Here is an 18,050-nt window from a genome sequence, read left to right as displayed (position 1 = left end):
GCCGGGCGTCCACCGAGGACGGCCCGCGCTCAGTGGCCTTCGACGAGACGCTGGCCCACGTACTCCCCGGGCCCGGGGCCCGCGGGCACGGCGAAGAGCCCGCTCGCCTCGTGCCGGATGAACGGCGACAGCGCGTCACCGCGGTCCAGCTTCCGCTGCACCGGCACGAAGCCGCGCATCGGGTCGGCCTGCCAGCAGACGAAGAGCAGCCCGGCGTCCGGCGTACCGTCCGCGCCGATCCCGTCGTGGTACGAGAAGGTGCGCCGCAACAGCGCGGCGCCGCCGTTCTGTTCGGGAGCCGAGATCCGGGCATGGGCGTTGTCGGGGATGACGAACTTGCCGTCCGGCCCGGCCTTGTCCAGGTCCATCTCGGTCGTCTCGGTGCCACCGGTCAGCGGGGCGCCGTCCTTCTTGCGCCGCCCGATGACCTTCTCCTGCTTGGCGACCGTGAGCTTCTCCCAGTCGTCGAGGAGCATCCTGATGCGGCGTACGACGGCGTACGAGCCGCCCGCCATCCACTCGGGCTGTGCGCCCGCGCCCTTGCCGTCGCCGTCCGGCACGAAGATGCGCTGGTCGAAGTCGCTCTCGGAGGGTTTCGGGTTGCCCGTCCCGTCGATCTGGCCCATCAGGTTGCGCGTGGTCATGGGGGACGCGGTGGCTCCGGGCGAACGGTTGAAGCCGTTCATCTGCCAGCGCACGCGGGCGGCCGATCCCGCCTCGTTCTGCAGGGAGCGCAGGGCGTGGAAGGCGACGAGCGGGTCGTTCGCGCCGATCTGCACCCAGAGGTCACCGTTGCTGCGCCTGGCGTCCAGCTGGTCGGACGAGAAGTCGGGCAGCGGGTCGAGCCGGCCGGGGCGCTGCGCGGTGAGACCGGTGCGGTCGAAGAAGGACCGCCCGAAGCCGAAGGTGACGGTCAGGGACGAGGGGCCCGCGTCGAGCGCGATTCCGGTGTCGTCGCCGACCGGTTCGCCCGCCATCAGCCGCTGTGCGCTCGCCGACCAGCGGCGCAGCAGCGCGGCGGCCCCGGCGCGGCCCGCACCCGCTGCCAGGTCGAAGGCGATCAGATACCCGGTGGACTGTGCCGGGGTGGTGATGCCCGCCTGGTGCCGGGTGCGTCCGGCACCGGCGTGGAAGGCGACCTCGGTGGAGCCGACCGTCGTCAGCGCGGTGGCCGGGTCCGCCGAGGTGGCGGCGTACGCGGCGGCGCCGCCCGCGCCCCCCACCACGAGTCCGCCCGCGCCCACGGCGCCCGCGGTTCCCAGCAGCCGCCTCCTGGAGATGTCGTTCATAGGGGTCAGCCGATCTTCACTGTCTTGTTCACGGTGGTCTGGTCGATGTCGGAGGTCCGCACGGTCACGGCGACGTCCCAGCTGCCGGCCATCGGGATCTGCACGCCGTCCGCACTCCAGTGTCCGGTGAACAGATGGGTGGGGACGACGGGCAGTGGACCGATCTTCTTCGCCGCGAGGGTCAGCGCGATCTTGACCTCGGGGATGTCGTAGGGCTTCCCGGCGGGGTTGTTCACGAAGACGTGCAGCTGGTTGCCGCCGGTGCGGCCCGGGGTGATTTCGAGGGCCACGGTCCCCTTTCCCTTGGGGCCGCCGGTGTCGAAGGGGAGGGTGATGTCGACCGGACCCGAGGGGACCGCCGCGGTCGCGGACGTGGCCCGCCCGGCTTCCTCCTCGGTCCTGCCCGGTTCGGTGGTCGTCAGCACCGTGGTGACGGCCAGCAGTACCACGGCGATCCCGGCCTCGGCGAGCACCGACTTGCGCAGGCCGGTGCGGTGCGGGTCGGCGTCCCTGATCCGCTTCTCGCGCACCACGGTCCTGGCGGCCCGCTGGCGGGCGAGCTGGGCGGCGCGGCGGGGGTCTTCGGGGACGGTCACCGGTTCGGGGCGCTCCGCGGCGGTGTCCGGAACCGCGGCGTCCGAAGCGGTGTCCTGGACCGTGGTGTCCGGAACTGCCGTGACCGAGACCGCCGTGACCGGAACTGCCGTGTCCTGGACCGCGGCTGCGTCCGGCGCGGTGGCGGCGGAGTGCTCCGACAACCGCCCCGTCCAGCGCCGGGAGAACCAGGCGATGCAGACGACCACCGCGACGAGCCCGACCTTGACCAGGAGCAGCTGCCCGTACCCCGTACCGAACAGCGCCGACCAGCTGCCGAGCTGCCGCCAGGACTGGTAGACGCCGGTGGCCGCCAGGACGCAGACGGAGACGAACGCGATACGGGAGAAGCGCTGTACGGCGGAACGTTCGATGGACGGAGTACGGAAGAGCGCGACGAGCAGCGCCGTGAGCCCGCCGAGCCAGGTGGCGACCGCGAGCAGATGGACGACGTCGACGGGCATCGCGATACCCGGCTGGAGGCCGACCGAGGCGTGCTCGGTGAGCGACCAGGTGGCGGCGATCCCGGCGGCGACGACCGCTCCGCCGAGGCCCAGGCCGAAGGCGAGGTCCTTCTTCTCCTTTCCGTCCTCCCGCCTGGCGTAGGCGCCGAAGAGGACGGCGACGAACAGCGCGGCGGCGCCGAGGAGCAGCAGCCGGGAGACGAGCGCCGCCCCGGGTCTGGTCTGGAGCACGGCTTTGAGCGCGCTGAGGTCGAAGGCGTCGGCGAGCTGCCCCGATCCGGTGTACGGGGCCCTGAGCAGCAGCAGGACGAGCGTGGCCGCGGTCAGCGTCAGCCAGCCACGGACGACGAGCTTCTGCAGCGGAGGCTGTCCCGCGCCGCGCTGCCAGCAGGCGAGGACGAAGGCGCCGCCGCCGACGAGCAGGATGAACCCGGCGTAAGCGAAGTAGCGCGCGGTGCCGTAGAGGAACCCGACGAGGCCGCCGCCGACGTTGTCCCCCGTCGCCGTGACGCTGGTCTTCGACGGGGCGCCGATGGAGAAGGTGAAGGCGCCGGACACCGGGTGGCTGTCGGCGGAGACGGCCTGCCAGGCGACCGTGTAGGTGCCGTTGGCGAGGCCGGGGCGCAGGTCGACGCCGTAGCTGACGGTGCTGCCCTTGGAGAAGTTACGGAGTACGCCCTTGTCGGCGCGGTTGCCTTTCGGGTCGAGGACGCGGACGGACTTGTTGTCCATGGCGACCTGTTCGGAGAAGGTGAGCGCGACGTTCGGGGGAGGTTGGGCGACCACCGCCCCGGCGTTCGGGGTGCTGCCGAGCAGGGCCGCGTGCGCGGAGGCGGGGGAGGCCGCGGCGAACAGTGTGCCGAGGAGTGCCGCCGTGACGAGCAGCAGCCGCGCGAGCGGGAGCCCGGAGCGCGGAGGAGCGGTGGACGCCGTCATGTGTCAGTCCCTCACTTGTGTTCCGGCTGGTAAGTGGGTTCCTTGACGGGAAGTTCGGCCTTGAGCACGCCGCCCTTCTCGAAATGCAGTTCCACGGCGACCTTCTCGCCGCGCTCGGGCTGTTTCTTGAGGTGCATGAACATGAGGTGGTTCCCGCCGCGCTCCAGGTCCAGTTCGCCGTGGGCGGGGACCGGGAGGGACTTCACCTCCCGCATCTGCTGGTCCTTGGTGGTGTGGAGGGTGATGTCGTCGGAGAGGGTGCTGGTGACGGAGGTGAGCCGGTCCGCGGTGGAGCCGCTGTTGGTCACGGTCACGAATCCGGCGGCCATACCGCTGCCGCCGACCGGCTCGGGCATGAAGGACTCGGTGACCTTCAGCTCGGGCCGGGCGTCCGCGCTCGCGCCGTCGCCGGACGACGAGCAGCCCGCCAGTGCCAGCGCCGCGGTGGCGGCTATGGCACAGGCGGTGGCCCCGGTGGCGAGACGGCTCACGGGGTCTCGCCCCTGATGAGCTTGGGGAGATCCTTGGTGTAGTCGCCGACGGTGGTGTCCTCGCCGTACAGCACGTAACCCGCGTCGGTCTTCGGCGAGAACGCCATGACCTGCGCACCGTGCATGGAGACGATCGTGCCGTCCTTCTCCTTCGTCGTCGGGGAGATCCCGATGCCGATCGAGCGGGCTCCGGCCTGGATGGTCTTGAAGTCTCCGGTGAGCCCGATGAACGACGGGTCCTGCGCCTTCAGCCACTTGCCGAGCTCGGCGGGGGTGTCCCGGTCGGGATCGGTGGTGATGAAGACGACCTGGAGCTTGTCCTGGTCGGCCTTGGGCAGCGCCTTCTTGGCCACGGCGAGGTTGCTCATGGTCAGCGGGCAGATGTCGGGGCAGTGCGTGTACCCGAAGTAGACGAGCGTCGGCTTGCCCTTGGTCTGCTCACGGAAGTCGAACTTCTTGCCGTGGGTGTCCGTGAGGACGAAGTCCGGCTTCTTGAACGGGGTGTCGAGTACGGTCGCGGCCTTCGTCTTCGTCGCGCCCGACACATCGGCGACCGAGCTCTTGCCGGAGCTGTCGCTGCCGCTGTCGGTGCTGCAGGCCGCGAGGGAGAAGGCGGTCGCCGCCACGAGGGCGGCGGCCGTCAGAGACTTCTTGTACGTGCTGCGCATGGAGAAATGTCCCAGTTGCTGGTCGGGGGTGGGCCGTCAGTGGGTACGGCGGCGGCCGGCGAGGACACCGAAGGCGATGCCCGCGATGCCGATGACGATGCCGATGACGCCGAGGATCCTGGCGGTGTTGTCACTGCTGTCGGACGACGAAGCGGTGGCCCGCGTGGCGGTCCCGTTGCCGGAGTCCGAGGTCTTTCCGGAGGCGCTGTCCGGGGTGGCGCCCGCGGTGTCGGCGGCGCTGAGCGTGAGCACCGGTGCCGGGTTCTGGGGCTCCTCGGCGCCCGGCTTCTGCTCTTCGATCCAGCGCACGACCTCCTTGTCGGAGTAGGTCTGGAGCGCCTTGAACGCGAGCTGGTCGGTGTCGGTGGGCAACTGGCCGACGGAGAGCGGGAACTGCTGGAACTGACCGGGCTCGATCTTCCCGCCGGTCCAGGTGACCTTCGAGACGGCCTCGTCGATCTGCTTGCCGTGCAGGGTCACCGGCTTGGCGAGCTTGGACGTGGTGACCTTGACCTGCCAGCCCGGCACCGGCTCCGGCATCACCGAGGCGAGCGGGTGGTCGGTCGGGAAGTTGACTTCGAGCTTCGTGGTCGCGGCGTTGTCACGCTCGTTGGGGACCTTGAAGGCGATGGTGGCGTAGCCGCCCTTGGCGGCCTCGCCCTGCGGCTGGACGGTGACGTGCGCGAAAGCGGTGCCCGAGACCAGCAGGACGGAGGTGGCGGCGATGCCACCGATCACGGCGATGCGACGGGTGTTGACGCTCATACGGAACACACTCCACGGTGCGAAAGGGAAGGGTGGCGGCCCGCACGCCGGTGCGCGCGGGCAGCGCGGCACCGCTCCCGCTCGCTACGTGCGTGGGGGGTGCCGCGTCAGGCTGCTGGTGCGTACGCGGAGGGCGGCCCGCGCCTGATCACCGTGTGCTGAAGCGCCTCGCCCGCGGTCCACAGTGGAGCGGGGAGTGGTGCGTACCCGGCGCGCGGTCCCTGTGCGGGTGCTTCCGGAAGTCCGGTGCGCAGGGCGCGTACCAGAGCGAGCGCGGCGCGCAGATTGCCCACGAGCGCCCCCTCGGCAACCCCGTGCGACAGCCGGGTCAGCCGGAACAGTGCGATCTCTCCGCGCCGCAGCAGCCAGCCGGTGGCGAGCGCGGCCAGCAGATGGCCGAGCGCCATGGGGAGGGTGGGCAGCATGAAGACGGTCGACGTGGCCGCCGTCGCCGCCATACGGTGCGGTGCGGCCTGGGCCGAGCCCGGGTCGAGGCCCGCCGCGGTGACGATGCTGTGCGCCTGGGCGAGGCTCAGTGGCGCGGCCCCGGCGCCGCAGACGAGTCTCCCGGCGAGCGCGACCAGCGCGGAGGTGTCTCCCCCGGGGTGGCCGACGGCGGACTGCGCCGCCGTACCCATCGGGCCCATCGCACCCATGGCGCCGTGCTGTCCGAGGCCGAAAACGGTGTGCAGGGCGAGCTGCCCCGCGGTCAGCCCGGCGGCGATGCCCGGCAGCGACCGCTCGCGCCCGGCGAAGGGCGCCGCCACCGCGAACAGGCCGAGGAATCCCAGAGCCAGTGGCCACCAGGGGACGGCCGCACCGGAGGCCAGCGTGTGCCCCACCCCGGCCAGCACGACGCAGACCGCGGTGAAGACCGCGGTCCTCAGGAGCCGTGGACCGGCTCCGGCGCGTACGGCAGAGGTAAGCATGGCCGGGCCATCATCGCACTGGCCCGGGTCACTTCGTACGGCAGGTCCGGAAGGTCACCATCCGTCCCGGGGCGCCGCGCCGGCCCCGCTGACGCACCCGCCGGAGCGTCCGCTGACACACCCTCCGGTACACCGGCGCCCGGGGTACGCGCGTCCGCCGAATGAGCGTTATCACGTCAACCGCGTGCTTACCCCCCGGGTCCTGCGGCAATAGGTATCGATATGTCGAGCGGCAGCGCCGCAGCCAGGAGGCTGGAGCATGGGCATCTGGTGGTCTCTCCACTTGCGGCGCGAAGCCGCCAGCGTTCCGCTGGCCCGCCGTCTTCTGCTCGGCGCCATGGAGACCGCGGGGGTCGACCCGGACATCTCCTTCGACCTGTCGGTCGCCCTCACCGAGGCCTGCGCGAACGCGGTGGAGCACGGCGGGTACGAAGGACCGGGCGCCGCTTCCCCGTCCCAGGGGTACTGCGTGACCGCGTTCCTGGACGGCGAGCGGTGCCGTATCGAGGTCACCGACTCGGGTCCGGGCTTCCCGGCAGGGCGGGGGCGCGGCGCCGCCCGGCGGAACCTCCGGGCGCAGCCGTCGGCCCCGTCCGAGAACGGCCGCGGACTCGGTCTGATCGAGCAGCTCTCCGACCACGCCGACTTCCGCAACAGACCGGGCCGGGGCGCCATGGTGCGCTTCGACAAGGTCCTGAAATGGCGCGAGGACGCGCTGCTCAGGGCTTCCTGAGCGAGCGCGTCCCCGGGGATCCGGCGGACCTGGTCAGCCCTGCTTGACCGCGGCCATCCAGGCCTCGACCTCGTCGGACCGGCGCGGCAGGCCCGCGGACAGGTTCCGGTTGCCGTCCTCGGTGACGAGGATGTCGTCCTCGATGCGGACGCCGGTACCGCGGTACTCCTCGGGCACGGTGAGGTCGTCGGACTGGAAGTACAGACCGGGCTCGACGGTCAGGCACATACCCGGCTCCAGGGTGCCGTTGACGTACGCCTCGGTGCGCGCGGCGGCGCAGTCGTGGACGTCGAGGCCGAGCATGTGGCCGGTGCCGTGCAGGGTCCAGCGGCGCTGGAGGCCCAGTTCCAGCACGCGCTCCACCGGGCCTTCGAGCAGGCCCCACTCGATGAGCTTCTCGGCGAGCACGCGCTGCGACGCGTCGTGGAAGTCGCGGTAGGCGGCGCCGGGCTTGACGGCGGCGATACCGGCCTCCTGCGCTTCGTACACCGCGTCGTAGATCTTGCGCTGCAGCTCGTTGAAGCGCCCGTCGACGGGAAGCGTCCGGGTCACATCGGCGGTGTACAGGGTGTGGGTCTCGACACCGGCGTCGAGCAGCAGCAGCTCACCGCGGCGGACGTCGCCGTCGTTGCGCACCCAGTGCAGGGTGGTGGCGTGCGGGCCCGCGGCGCAGATCGAGCCGTAGCCGATGTCGTTGCCCTCGACGCGGGCGCGCAGGAAGAAGGTGCCCTCGATGTACCGCTCGGAGGTGGCCTCGGCCTTGTCGAGGATCTTCACGACGTCCTCGAAGCCGCGCACCGTCGCGTCGACGGCCTTCTGCAGTTCGCCGATCTCGAAGGCGTCCTTCACCGCGCGCGCCTCGGAGAGGTACACGCGCAGCTCCTCGTCGCGCTCGGCGGTGGCCTTGTCGGTCAGCGCGCTCTCGATGCCGGCGTCGTGGCCGCGTACGTTCCGGACCGGCCCGGTGGCCTTCGTGAGCGCGGTGGGCAGCTCGCGCACGTCCTTCGCGGGGATGCCGAGGAGTTGCTCGGCCTCGGCGAGGGAGTGCCTGCGGCCGACCCACAGCTCGCCCTGGCCGTCCAGCCAGAACTCGCCGTTCTCCCGGTTCGAGCGGGGCAGCAGGTAGACCGTCGCGGTGTGCCCGTCCTCCGCCGGTTCCAGGACCAGGACGCCGTCCTGGGTCTGGTCGCCGGTCAGGTACGCGTACTCGGTGGAGGCGCGGAAGGCGTACTCGGTGTCGTTGGAGCGGGTCTTCAGGTTGCCCGCGGGGATCACCAGACGCTCGCCGGGGAAGCGCGCGGAGAGCGAGGCACGGCGGGCGGAGGTCCGGTCGGCCTGGGCGATCGGCTCCAGACCGTGCAGCTCGGTGTCGGCCCAGCCGGACTTCATGTTCGCGGCGAGCTCTTCGGTGACGGCCGGGTACAGGCCGTTCTTCCGGGGCTTGGGCTCCGCTGCTTCCGGGTTCTCCGGGTTCTCCGGGGTCTCGGGGGTCGCCGGGGTGAGCTCCTCAGACACGTTCTGTCTCCTTGTTACGCCACGGGGCGTTACGACACTGGGCCCCCTCCATCGTACGGGCGTACGGAAGGGGGCCCAGGGTCGAAAGGCCTCTTACCCGAACGCCCCGCACGGCGCCCGTGGTTCGGGCCGGCCGGCACCGGAGGGCCGGCCGGCACCGGAGAGGCGGCCGGACTCAGTCGAAGCGGGCCGCCAGGATCACCACGTCCTCGGGGCTCTCCCGCTGGTCGAGGCCGTCGGGCAGCACCGTCCGCAGGACGTGACCGGCGATCTCGGCAGGATCGCCGAGCAGCGCCCTGGGCACGCTCGCCGCTGCCGAGTGGAGCCGGGCGAACGCCCGGTCCATGGGGTCTCCGGTACGGCGCAGCAGTCCGTCCGTGCAGAGCAGCACCGTTTCTCCCGGGGCCGGTGAGAACGCCGCACTCGGCGCCTCCCAGCAGGCGAGCATCCCCAGCGGCGCGGACAGCGAGGTCTCCACGAACTCGGTGCGCCGGTCGCCGACGATCAGCGGCGGGGTGTGTCCGGCCCCGGCGAGCAGGATCGTGCGCCGCGCGGGTTCGCAGTAGGCGAAGAGCACGGTGGCCGAGCGGGCGGGTTCGGTGAGCCGCAGCAGCAGTTCGAGGTCGGAGAGTACGGCGACGGGATCCTCGCCCTCCATCACGGCGTACGCCCGCAGACTGGCCCGCAGCCGCCCCATCGCGGCGGTGGCCCCGGCCCCCGATCCGGTGACCGATCCGACGGCCAGCCCGAGCGCGCCCTCGGGCAGCGGCAGCGCGTCGTACCAGTCGCCGCCACCGCGCGGTCCGGTGCGGTGGCAGGCGGCCAGCTGGACGCCGGGCACCCGGGGCAGCCTGCTGGGCAGCAACTCCTCGGCGAGGGTGGCCACGCGGATGCGGGCCCGGTCCAGCTCGACCAGCCGGGCCAGGTGTTCGCTCGCGTACTGGGCGTAGAGCCCGGCGAGGCGGCGTCTGCGGCCTGCGGGCTCGGCGGGTTCGTCGTAGAACCAGACGGCCGCGCCCAGCACCGGTCTCGGCACTCCCGCCGGTCCGCTCGCCAGTGGGAGTGCGTAGCTCGCCGCGCAGCCGATGCGGGCCGCCACGTCGCGCAGGCGGGGGTCGAGGGTCTTGTCGTGGCGGAGGTCGGGGTCGGCGAAGCCGCCGACGGGGACTGCGCCGGCGCCCGTGGCGTCCAGGATGCGCCCGTACGCGGTGACACCGCGCGGAAGGGTCTCGATGTGGCCGAGCTCGGCGTGGGAGAGGCCGAGTCCTACGGTGACCGTGGGGCCGTGCGTGCCGATCGGGCCGTTCGGTTCGGCCGGTTCCAGGACGACCAGACCGCGGCGGGCCCCGAGCAGTGCGGCGCCCGCCCGCAGGAATTCCCGGAGGGCTTCGTCCAGGCCGGAGGTGGCTGCCAGTCGTTCGGTGAGCTCGTGCAACGTGGTGAGGTCGAAGACCCAGCCGGCCAGCCGGTCCTGGATCAGGGCGCCGGGAGTTGTGCCGGGCGCGGGATCCGGTGCGGGGGCCGGAAGAGGTGCAGCAGTCTGCGCGGGAGCCGGAACTGGGGAGTTGATTCCAGCCACTTTCGGCAGGTGGGAGGCGCTCATGGCAGCCGGCTTTCTGACTGGTGCATTTCGCTCAATAGCATCGCAAACCCCCAAGTCATTCTGCGTAGCTATCAATGGATCCACATGTACACGCAGAAGTAAGGAGATGTCCAGCATTGTCCCCTTGGGGCTCCTGGTGTCCGTGGGATAACCCTGCTCTCTCCAGTAGACAGCCAACTTGGCCGAAAAATACCCCCCCGTGCAGTTATTTGATGTCGACTGAGGCCGTTCGGCAGCGCGTCATATCGAATGCGGTGGGTACGTAATCGGTGATGGCCAGGGGCAGTTGGTACGGCCCCGGAACCTGGCGGCAGACCTGGGCGTCTCTACCGCCGAGGGTCGCGCCCCATCCCCGAATGGCGGGGTTCGCACAGTGGCATAGCGACACAGCACGGACAGCACGGGACAGGTACGCGCCACGCACGCGCCATGCGCCACCCTTCGGCAAGCTCGACCAATGAACTCGGACCAGGCTCCGCCCTGCTGGAAATCCACACCACAGGCTCAGAGTTCGTGTGCACACAGTGATGCGCCGCATGCGTGGCGCGATGTGGACCTCGGCGTTCAACGGAAAGGAACGAGCGCTCATGCGCGAGATCCTCGGAAGGCGACGTGGGCTCCGGTTCCGGCGCAGTGGGAGGCACGCACAGCTCGATGCGGCGCTGACCTGTGCCACCGGCTGGCAATGGCCCGTGGTTCCCGGCGTGGGGCACACCGCCCCGGGCGGCCGGGAGCGCGGCTGTGCCTGCCCCGACCCCGAGTGCGTCGTACCCGGCGCACACCCCTTCGACCCCGGCCTGCTGGCGGCCACCACCGACGCGCGCATGGTGCGCTGGTGGTGGACCAACCGGCCCGATGCGCCGGTGATAATTGCGACGGGGGGGCGTGCGCCCTGCGCGCTCAGCCTTCCGGCTGCCGCGGGTGCACGTGCCCTGGTGGCCCTCGACCAGTTGGGCATGCGGCTCGGCCCGGTCGTGGCGACGCCCACGCGCTGGTCGCTGCTGGTGGCTCCGTACTCCCTGGAGCGGCTCGGCGCACTGCTGCACGCCAAGGAGTGGGTGCCCAGTTCGCTGCGCTTCCACGGTGAGGGCGGCTATCTCGTACTGCCGCCGTCGGAGACCGGCAAGGGGCCGGTGTGGTGGGAGCGGGCCCCTTCTCCCGTCCCTCAACTCCCTCCCCGACTCTCGTCCTGGGGCCTGGGACGCACCCTGACCGGCCGGGCCCCGGCGCGTACGGCGGAGCCGATTCCGGGATCCGCCGCGCCGTGGCTGCCGGATGTCGGAGCGGTGGTGGACGCGCTGGTCGAGGCGAGCACCGGCGCTCCGGGTGGCGGTAGCAGACTCGCCTATTGACGGTCGTCGCGTGCGCGGCCGTGGCATACGGCCGCCGCGCGACAGCGCGTGAACCGGCGTACGGGAAGCAACTCCGCGCCCCCTGCGGGCCATTGGCGGGCCCGGACATGGAAAGGCCCGGCCGTTGGCGACGGGGGATGCACCAACGACCGGGCTTATAGAACGGTAACAAGAGATCGGCGGTTCGCAAATTCGATCTCACGTATTCGGACAGCGACTCACCTGCGGGTACGGGCAGTTGTGACCGGAGTCACCTGCTGTTCCCGCAGGGTCGTCACTCTCAGCTGAGGGTCACCTGGCGGTTGGTGAGCCCGCCGCGCGCCCGGCGCTCCTCCGGGGTCAGCGGGGCGTCCGAGGCGAGCGCCGCGGTCAGCCGCTCGGCGAACTCCGCCGCGGGCTTCTCGCACTCCTCGGCACTCATCGCGCTCGGCAGGTCCCACACCGGGACGGTGAGACCGTGTGCCCGGAAGGACCCGACCAGCCGGGTGCCGGCACCGAGCGAGGAGGTGCCTGCCGCGTGCAGCCGGGCCAGGGCGTCCAGGAGCCGCTCCTCGGGATACGGCATGACCCAGCGCAGATGGTTCTTGTCCGGCGTCTCGCACCAGTAGGCCGAGTCCGCCGAGGTGAGCTTCACGGTCGGGATGGCCGCTTCGTTCGCGCGCTCCAGCGAGGCGGTGACCTCCGCGGCGGCGTTCTCCGAATCCGGCACCCAGAACTCGAACCCGGAGTGCACGACCGGCTCGAACGGGGCGTCGGGGTCCAGCAGATCCTGCAGCCGGGGACCGTCGGGAGCGGCCTGCTGGGAGGCGACCGGGGTACCGGGCGCCACGGTCAGCGCACGCTGAAGGGTGTCGGCCAGGTCGCGGCTGAGGTCGCCGGAAGGGGTGTCGTTCTGCAGACCGAGCAGGACGGAACCGTCGTCCCGGCGCAGCGCGGGCCACGCCATCGGCAGCACGGTCGCCAGCGTCACGGACGGCACGCCCTCGGGGAGGCCGCCCTTCAGGGTCAGTTCGACGGTCGCGGCGGGCACCAGCTCGCGCAGGGCGACCCAGTCGCCCTCGCCGGGCAGACCTTCGAACGGCCGCTGGACCAGTTCGGTCACGGCATGCGCCGCGGCCCGGCCGTGGCAGGCCTTGTAGCGGCGGCCGGAGCCGCACGGGCAGGGCTCACGTGCCCCGACCGCGGGGATGTGCTCAGGGCTGGCCCCGCGGTTCCCTTGAGGGGCCTTCGTCTGAGGACGCTTCTTCGCCATGGTGCGGCTCTCTCCCGACTGCGCTGGTCCTGTGTCTGGCGCGAGCCTATGGGATGTCCGGCCGATCGTGCGGGGCCACACGGTGCGTGGTCCGCCGACCCGGGGCCTCGCCGGTACACCGGACCCTGCCCCCTCCGGAGAACCGGCGGGTGCACCCCGCCGGTCCGTCGCCGGAGCAGGCCCGGATCTGGTCGCGGCACTAGTCGAGGTCGTCGAACACGTCCGCGAAGTCGGGACCGCGGCCCGCGCCGTGCGTGGCGAAGTCCTCGCGGCGGCCCTCGGTGACGAGCACCCAGACCGTCACCTCCCCCGACGCGTTGTCCCGTACGCCCCATTCCCGGGCCAGCGCGCTGATGATGTTGAGCCCGCGACCGCCTCTCGCAGTGACCGACGGAGTGGCCGGAATCGGTCGGGTCGGACCCCCGCCATCCGTCACTTCCACGGTCAGTCTGCCTGCCTTGTCCACGCACCAGGCGGCGCGCACATCCCCGTCACCGATCTCCGCCTGTCCCAGCGGCCTGCCGTGCCGGCAGGCATTGCTGAGCAGTTCGGAAAGGATCAGCACGGCATCGTCGACCACCGAGTCGGACACTCCGGTCCTGCGCAACTGATCACGCATCCGGTGCCTAGCCTCACCCACGCCCGCAGGGCCGTGGGGTACGGCCATGCTCGACGACGTGGGCACTTCTTGTGCCACCACCAACGCCACCCCCGAGACCTCCTTTGCCCCACGCCAACGAGTGGATGCCCCGGTGGACTGGACCGGAAACCGGCCAAAGGGGGCCCGGTGATGCACTCGTAACGATCGAATACGCATCGAACGCGCCGGTGCACTCCCTGTAACCAGTGCAGTGACCAGTACTAGGACCGGCCCAGCTGGGACAAGACCTGTTTCGGCCGGTTGGTGATGATGGCGTCGACGCCCAGTTCCGCGCAGAGTTCGACGTCCTCGGGCTCGTTCACGGTCCACACGTGCACCTGGTGCCCTGCCCGGTGCAGCCGCTCGACGTAACCGGGGTGATTGCGCACGATCCGCATCCCCGGGCCCGCGATCCCGGCCCCGGCGGGCAGTCGCCCGTCGCGCAGCCGGGGGGACAGGAACTGCAGCAGGTAGACGGTGGGGACGGCGGGGGCGGCGGCGGCGACCCGGTGCAGCGAGCGCGCGGAGAAGCTCATGATCCGTACCGGCGACGCCTCGCCGGGCGCCGGGGAGTCCAGACCGAAGCGGGCCAGCGCCGCGAGGAGCTTCTCCTCCACCTGACCTGCCCAGCGGGTGGGGTGCTTGGTCTCGATGGCCAGTTCCACCCGCCGTCCGGAGTCGTGGACCAGCTCCAGCAGCCGTTCCAGGGTGAGTACGGACGTGCTCTCGCGGTCCCAGTCCGGGGATTCCTCGGAGTCCTTCCAGCTCCGCCAGGACCCGAAGTCGAGGGCTGCCAGGTCGGACAGCTCCAGGGCGGAGACCGCACCGCGCCCGTCGGACGTACGGTTGACCCGGCGGTCGTGCACACAGACGAGATGGCCGTCGGCGGTGAGCCGCACATCGCATTCGAGGGCGTCCGCCCCGTCCTCGATGGCTCGTGTGTACGCGGCGAGGGTGTGCTCGGGGGCGTCCTCGGAGGCTCCCCGGTGGGCGACGACCTGGATGCTGTGCTGCCGTACGTGGTTCACCGCGTCATGGTGCCACCGTGACGGGGTAGGTGGAGGCAGACAAGAGCACGCGACGGTGTGAAGGTGCATCCTTTTCATCCGAAATAAAGGATGGGGGAGCAGATGCACAGCTCCCGTTTACAGTGCCCCGACGTGCTGTGGGAAAAGCTGTCCGCAGACACTTGCAACACTTGCACAGCGGGACTCTGACCGAGACGACGTGGAACCGAGGAGAAAGAGCTGTGAGCACCGAGAACGAGGGCACCGAGGGCACGGCGGCCGAGACCGCACCACCCGCCCCGTCCGCACCTCCCGTGCCGGTTGCCGCTCCTGAGGGCACGCCCGCTTCCGCCACCGAAGCCACCGCGCAGCTTCCGGGACCGGTGACCGCCGACGAGTCCGTACCGGCCCAGGCGGCGAGCGCCGGATGGCCGCCTCCCCCGCCGGTCCTCCCGGCGTACGGCGGTGGCTACGGCAGCACCGGCGGACCGGTCTGGGGCGCACCCGTACCGCCTCCGCCCGCGGCACCCGCGAGGCGCGCGGGCGGTCTGGTCGCCGCGGTGATCGTCGCGGCGCTGGTGGCGGGCGGCATCGGTGGCGGCATCGGGTACTTCGCCGCCGAGCACAGCGACAACGCGACGGGCTCGACCACCGTCTCCGCGCCGGGCAAGGGCCAGGAGGTCAAGCGCTCGGCGAACACGGTCGCGGGGATCGCCGCGCGGGCACTGCCGAGCGTCGTCACCATCGAGGCGAAGAGCGGCAACGGCGACGGCGGCACCGGCACCGGGTTCATCTACGACACCCAGGGCCACATCCTCACCAACAACCATGTGGTGGCCGGAGCAGCCGACGGGGGCACCCTGACGGCGACCTTCTCCAACGGCAAGAAGTACGACGCCGAGGTGGTGGGCCGGGCCCAGGGCTACGACGTGGCCGTGGTGAAGCTGAAGAACGCGCCGTCGGGCCTGACCCCGCTCGCCCTCGGCAACTCGGACGAGGTCGCGGTCGGCGACGAGACCATCGCGATCGGCGCGCCCTTCGGCCTGTCCAACACGGTGACGACGGGCATCATCAGCGCGAAGAACCGCCCGGTCGCCTCGGGCGACGGTTCGGGCAGCAAGGCCTCGTACATGAGCGCCCTGCAGACGGACGCCTCGATCAACCCGGGCAACTCCGGCGGCCCGCTGCTCGACGACCGCGGCGCGGTCATCGGCATCAACTCGGCCATCCAGTCGGCGAGCAGCGGCAGCATGGGCGGCGATTCGCAGGCGGGTTCGATCGGCCTGGGCTTCGCCATCCCGATCAGCCAGGCGAAGTCGGTCGCCCAGCAGTTGATCAAGACCGGCGAGCCGGTCTACCCGGTGATCGGCGCGACGGTCGCCATGGACGAACAGGGCGACGGCGCCAAGATCTCCGACCAGGGCGCGAGCGGCACGGACGCGGTCACTGCCAATGGTCCCGCGGCCAAGGCGGGTCTCAAGGCCGGTGACGTGATCACCAAGCTGGACGACACGGTGGTCGACAGCGGCCCGACCCTGATCGGCACGATCTGGACGCACAAGCCGGGCGACAAGGTCCAGCTCACGTACAAGCGCGACGGCAAGGATCACACCGTCACGGTCACCCTGGGCCAGCGCAAGGGCGACAGCTGAGGCGCTAGTCTGTTCCCGCGCCGTCCCGACGGGACGGCGCGGGGGTGGGTTGCCCGAGCGGCCTAAGGGAACGGTCTTGAAAACCGTCGTGGCGAGAGTCACCGTGGGTTCAAATCCCACACCCACCGCAGAGAGACGGCCCCTGACCAGGTCATCGGTCAGGGGCCGTCGTGCTGCTCGCTCTCCGCGGGCGAGCGTCGTTTCCCGGTGCTCCCCGCTCGACCGGGCACGGCTGCGCACGGCAGGTCAGGAACCGCGGCCCGGGAGTGTCAGTGGCAGGTGGCAGACTCCGTCGACATGGTTGATCAGGTGCGCTTGAGAGATGTCGAACCGGCCGATCTGGAGGAGTTCTTCGCACAGGAGCACGATCCTGAGGCCATGAAACGGTCGAAGTTCACGCCCCGGGAACGGGAACCGTTCATGACCCACTGGACGACGAAGGTTCTTGGGGATCCCACCAACTTCGTGCAGGCCATCACGGTCGACGGAGATCTGGCGGGCAACGCGGTGGCGTGGTGGGACGAGGGGCGGCGCTTCATCGGGTACTGGCTCGGCAGGCAGTACTGGGGTCGGGGGATCGGCACGCGGGCACTGGCGCTGTTCCTGGAGCGGGAGAAGGCCCGTCCCCTGTACGCCGATCCCTTCGCAGGGAACACCGGCTCGGTGCGGCTGCTGGAGAAACACGGCTTCCGGCGCACCGGGACGGTCCGGTACGGCGAGCACGAGCACATCATGTTGATGCTCGGCGAGAACCCCGCCTGAAGCCTTGCCGACGCGAACAGTTGGCCCGGAACCCCTCGGGTGAGGACCGGTGCGGATCGGATTCTCCGGGCGCCCCTTCTCGCCGCGCTCCCGGCTCAGCGTGCGTACACGGCGACGAAATCCCGCGTCGCTTCGTTGTAATAGCGCTCCGGCGGGTTCTCGAAGTCGAGGATGTTCTTCGGGGTCGGGTCGGCCGGGTCGTGCGTGCCGTCGTAGCTCATGAACGAGGGCCAGGCACGGTTCATGTCCAGGGGCATGGCGCGTACGGCACCGGCGCGCTGCATCAGTTCCGCGAGCGTGCGGGCGGTCAGCGCCTGGCCGACCACCATGATGACGTCGCCCTTGGCGGTGACGCCGACGCCCGAGCGTTCCACGAACATCCGGCTCTGGTCGGTGGCACCCCACTTGGAGTCGCTGTCGATGTCCGGTACGACGCGGCCACCGTCGACCATCAGCTCCAGGCACTGGCGGACGCCGACGACGTCCGGGGTCATGTGCACATCGCGGCCCCAGACGCCCAGTTTGAAGGAACCGTCGCGGTAGAACACCTCGGAGGCCGCTCCGTCGCGGAGCGTTCCCGCGGTGCGGCCGTTGAGGTAGAAGCCGCCTTTCGAGCCGCCGTCGGTGATTTTGAAGCCACCGTTCCAACTGGCCACGAGTCCGCTGCGGCTGCCCTTGGGAATGTTCGGCGGGACGGAGAAGGTGCCGCCCGGCTCGCGGACGCCCGGGTGCAGCTGGAAGCGGGCGTCTGCGGCGCTGATCCACGCGATCGCGGCCTCGTACGAGGTGTGCTCCGCGTCGGGGCGCACATACGTCCCCTGCACGATCGGCCGGCCCTTCCTGTCGAAGGCCAGCGCACGGTAGACGCCCTCGCCCTTCAGTGATGGGGAGACGGGCGGGCGCAACTGAGCGTGCAGCGGCAGTTGAGGACCGCTCGGGGGCGCCGGAGCCGCTGCGGTCTGGTTCATGCGGGCCTGGGCGTCGGACGAGAGGGATCCGCCGACCTTGGGCGGATCGAGGTCGTACCTGATGTTTTCGAGCTTGTCGACCACAACGCCCATGGAGTGCTCGCGTGCCCAGCCCGCGAGCCGAGCCGCCGTGCTGTCGTCGCCCGGGTAGGTCAGGGCGTCGCTGACGGACCAGCCCAGGGCCCCGACACAGACCAGAACCACCGCGAGCACAGCGCGAGTGACCCTTCGACGCGGAAGCCACCGGCGCTTGCGGGGGGCGGGATCCGATGCCTGCGACATGACGCTCCTTGATGTAACGGGCCCTCAGGTGACGTCTCATCGGAACGCATCAGGAACGGTTCGCACAGCTGGGAGGGGCCAACCGGGTGGTGTTCATCTGAAGAAAAACACTTTGTGTGCGTTGGTCCATCTATGTCAGAACCCCATC

Annotated in this window: 16 protein-coding genes and 1 tRNA gene; 5 read left to right on the top strand and 12 right to left on the bottom strand. The window is 70.9% G+C overall.

Annotated elements, in window-relative coordinates:
* Positions 1-29: 29 nt before the first annotated feature.
* The 6 genes from efeB to NBY69_RS19360 form a co-directional block, all read right to left on the bottom strand.
* On the bottom strand, positions 30-1,289 hold the full coding sequence (gene efeB, locus NBY69_RS19385; protein WP_250302282.1) for an iron uptake transporter deferrochelatase/peroxidase subunit: 1,260 nt from the start codon (positions 1,287-1,289) through the stop codon (positions 30-32).
* 5 nt (positions 1,290-1,294) lie between these two features.
* On the bottom strand, positions 1,295-3,283 hold the full coding sequence (locus NBY69_RS19380; protein ID WP_250302281.1) for a copper resistance CopC/CopD family protein: 1,989 nt from the start codon (positions 3,281-3,283) through the stop codon (positions 1,295-1,297).
* Positions 3,284-3,294: 11 nt separating this feature from the next.
* Positions 3,295-3,774: a copper chaperone PCu(A)C gene (locus NBY69_RS19375; protein WP_250302280.1), complete on the bottom strand. Its 480-nt coding sequence runs from the start codon at positions 3,772-3,774 to the stop codon at positions 3,295-3,297.
* Positions 3,771-4,442, bottom strand: a complete 672-nt coding sequence (locus tag NBY69_RS19370) for an SCO family protein (RefSeq protein ID WP_250302279.1) — start codon at positions 4,440-4,442, stop codon at positions 3,771-3,773. The genes NBY69_RS19375 and NBY69_RS19370 overlap by 4 nt, the downstream gene beginning before the upstream one ends.
* A 36-nt stretch (positions 4,443-4,478) precedes the next feature.
* Positions 4,479-5,207 carry a YcnI family protein gene (locus tag NBY69_RS19365; protein WP_250302278.1) on the bottom strand — a complete coding sequence of 243 codons (729 nt, stop codon included), beginning with the start codon at positions 5,205-5,207 and terminating at the stop codon, positions 4,479-4,481.
* Between the two features lie 107 nt (positions 5,208-5,314).
* Entirely contained in the window at positions 5,315-6,136 is an 822-nt protein-coding gene (locus NBY69_RS19360; RefSeq protein ID WP_250302277.1) for a hypothetical protein, read from the bottom strand.
* A 259-nt stretch (positions 6,137-6,395) separates the two neighbouring features.
* Here NBY69_RS19360 and NBY69_RS19355 point away from each other — a divergent pair, with 259 nt between their 5' ends.
* A complete protein-coding gene (locus NBY69_RS19355) occupies positions 6,396-6,869 on the top strand; it encodes an ATP-binding protein (RefSeq protein WP_250302276.1) in 474 nt (157 codons plus the stop codon).
* A 33-nt stretch (positions 6,870-6,902) separates the two neighbouring features.
* Here NBY69_RS19355 and NBY69_RS19350 read toward each other — a convergent pair whose 3' ends face one another.
* On the bottom strand, positions 6,903-8,384 hold the full coding sequence (locus NBY69_RS19350; protein ID WP_250302275.1) for an aminopeptidase P family protein: 1,482 nt from the start codon (positions 8,382-8,384) through the stop codon (positions 6,903-6,905).
* 175 nt (positions 8,385-8,559) lie between these two features.
* Positions 8,560-10,104, bottom strand: a complete 1,545-nt coding sequence (locus tag NBY69_RS19345) for a PP2C family protein-serine/threonine phosphatase (RefSeq protein ID WP_250302274.1) — start codon at positions 10,102-10,104, stop codon at positions 8,560-8,562.
* 470 nt (positions 10,105-10,574) lie between these two features.
* Here NBY69_RS19345 and NBY69_RS19340 point away from each other — a divergent pair, with 470 nt between their 5' ends.
* Positions 10,575-11,339 (top strand): bifunctional DNA primase/polymerase, encoded by a 765-nt coding sequence (locus NBY69_RS19340; protein WP_250302273.1) that lies wholly within the window; start codon positions 10,575-10,577, stop codon positions 11,337-11,339.
* A 280-nt stretch (positions 11,340-11,619) separates the two neighbouring features.
* Here NBY69_RS19340 and NBY69_RS19335 read toward each other — a convergent pair whose 3' ends face one another.
* The 3 genes from NBY69_RS19335 to NBY69_RS19325 all read right to left on the bottom strand — a co-directional run bounded on the left by NBY69_RS19335 (position 11,620) and on the right by NBY69_RS19325 (position 14,259).
* Positions 11,620-12,591 carry a DUF5926 family protein gene (locus tag NBY69_RS19335; protein ID WP_250302272.1) on the bottom strand — a complete coding sequence of 324 codons (972 nt, stop codon included), beginning with the start codon at positions 12,589-12,591 and terminating at the stop codon, positions 11,620-11,622.
* A gap of 199 nt (positions 12,592-12,790) precedes the next feature.
* Positions 12,791-13,408 (bottom strand): ATP-binding protein, encoded by a 618-nt coding sequence (locus NBY69_RS19330; RefSeq protein ID WP_250302271.1) that lies wholly within the window; start codon positions 13,406-13,408, stop codon positions 12,791-12,793.
* 44 nt (positions 13,409-13,452) lie between these two features.
* Positions 13,453-14,259, bottom strand: a complete 807-nt coding sequence (locus NBY69_RS19325; RefSeq protein ID WP_250302270.1) for a glycerophosphodiester phosphodiesterase — start codon at positions 14,257-14,259, stop codon at positions 13,453-13,455.
* Positions 14,260-14,480: 221 nt separating this feature from the next.
* Here NBY69_RS19325 and NBY69_RS19320 point away from each other — a divergent pair, with 221 nt between their 5' ends.
* The 3 genes from NBY69_RS19320 to NBY69_RS19310 all read left to right on the top strand — a co-directional run bounded on the left by NBY69_RS19320 (position 14,481) and on the right by NBY69_RS19310 (position 16,652).
* Positions 14,481-15,890: a S1C family serine protease gene (locus NBY69_RS19320; RefSeq protein ID WP_250302269.1), complete on the top strand. Its 1,410-nt coding sequence runs from the start codon at positions 14,481-14,483 to the stop codon at positions 15,888-15,890.
* A 43-nt stretch (positions 15,891-15,933) separates the two neighbouring features.
* Positions 15,934-16,018: transfer RNA gene (locus tag NBY69_RS19315), tRNA-Ser, on the top strand.
* 169 nt (positions 16,019-16,187) lie between these two features.
* Entirely contained in the window at positions 16,188-16,652 is a 465-nt protein-coding gene (locus NBY69_RS19310; protein ID WP_250302268.1) for a GNAT family N-acetyltransferase, read from the top strand.
* A gap of 95 nt (positions 16,653-16,747) precedes the next feature.
* Here the strand turns inward: NBY69_RS19310 and NBY69_RS19305 are convergent, their stop codons facing one another.
* The gene (locus NBY69_RS19305) at positions 16,748-17,902 is read right to left on the bottom strand and encodes a phosphodiester glycosidase family protein (protein ID WP_250302267.1); all 1,155 of its coding nucleotides are present in this window, start codon (positions 17,900-17,902) and stop codon (positions 16,748-16,750) included.
* Positions 17,903-18,050 lie beyond the last annotated feature (148 nt).

The organism is Streptomyces sp. A 4/2, from assembly GCF_940670765.1.
Taxonomy (GTDB): Bacteria; Actinomycetota; Actinomycetes; order Streptomycetales; family Streptomycetaceae; genus Streptomyces.
The sequence above is the reverse complement of the archived record's forward strand: the minus strand, read 5'-3'. Positions and strand labels throughout refer to the sequence as shown.